1 protein-coding gene is annotated in these 1,274 nt (G+C 51.9%); it reads right to left on the reverse strand.

The genetic code is table 11. From position 1 onward, the window contains the following. Window positions 1–1,268 (reverse strand): IS256 family transposase (locus tag QP908_RS11725; RefSeq protein ID WP_284772362.1); only part of this gene is annotated, 1,268 nt, incomplete at its 3' end. Between the last annotated feature and the right edge of the window lie 6 nt (window positions 1,269–1,274).

Raw genomic sequence — 1,274 nt, forward strand, 5'->3', positions numbered from 1 at the left:
GCTCCTTCCATGAGTCTGCCGGCTGTTCTTGAGACTCGTTTGCCCTGCTTTGCTCTCTTGGCGGCTCGCTTATCTTCAATATTGCAGATCATCAACCACAGTGTTTTAAGCGCTGATTCATCGTTGGTGAACTGCACCCTGTTGCGAGTAGCTTTACGCAGCTCATTGTTAAAAGATTCAATGGAATTCGTCGTATAGATGACCTTCCTGGCTGCTGGTGGGAACTGCAGAAACGGAACAAACCGCTCCCACGCGTCCTGCCAGACCTTGACTGAGCGGGGATACTTCTCACCCAGCTCGGAAGCCTCGAATTCCTCTAAGGCAGCACGTGCCGTCGGCTCGTCCGCAGCAGTATAAATCTTTTTCAACGCGGCTGAAACAGCCCGGCGATCCCCGTAGGCCACCCAACGGTTCGCGGCACGTATCAGGTGCACGATACAGGTTTGTACCATAGAGTTCGGCCAGGCTGCCTCTACTGCCTCGGGTAGGCCTTTCAGCCCGTCACAGCAAACAATAAAGACGTCTTTGACCCCACGGTTGGAAAGATTGGCGCATACCTGCGCCCAAAAGGAAGCGCCTTCTTCTTTGGCAATCCACAATCCCAAAATGTGCTTAATTCCGTCGAGGTCCACCCCGATTGCCATGTACGCGGACTTGTTGACTACTCGGCCAACATCGCGGACTTTAATACGTAGTGCATCCAGGAAAATGACCGGGTAGAACTCATCTAGCTGGCGGTTTTGCAGGACCATGACTTCATCCAAGACGGTGTCAGTAACCGCAGAAATCGTCTCATGGGAAATATCTACCCGCATCGCAGTTGCCATGTGGTGCTGGATATCCCTTATTGTCATTCCACCGGCGTACAAGTTGACGATCATGTCATCAACGTAAGTCAAGCGTCTCGATCCTTTAGGAACCATGGTCGGCAAGAATGTTCCGGCCCGATCGCGTGGGACATCAACAGTTACCGGACCGTAGTTAGAATCCACGGTTTTCGAGTAGGTGCCGTTACGGTAATTGTCTGTCCCAGCTGCAGCTTTGCCACTCCTATCACCAGACTCGTAGCCAAGGTGGGCATCCATTTCAGCATTCAAACCTCTGGCGATTGAGGCTTGCAGCATGTCCCGAACCAGGTCATTGGCATCCGTTGTGGACGTGCCTAGGTCATCAATTAGTTTCGCGATTTCAGGGTTAGCAAGCAGCTTCTTTTCAATCGCATCAATCTTGGTTTTATCGGCCGGATCTCGTCTTGTCACAGTAGTCATTCTGGT

It is taken from the genome of Corynebacterium sp. MSK204 (assembly GCF_030229885.1).
GTDB lineage: Bacteria > Actinomycetota > Actinomycetes > Mycobacteriales > Mycobacteriaceae > Corynebacterium.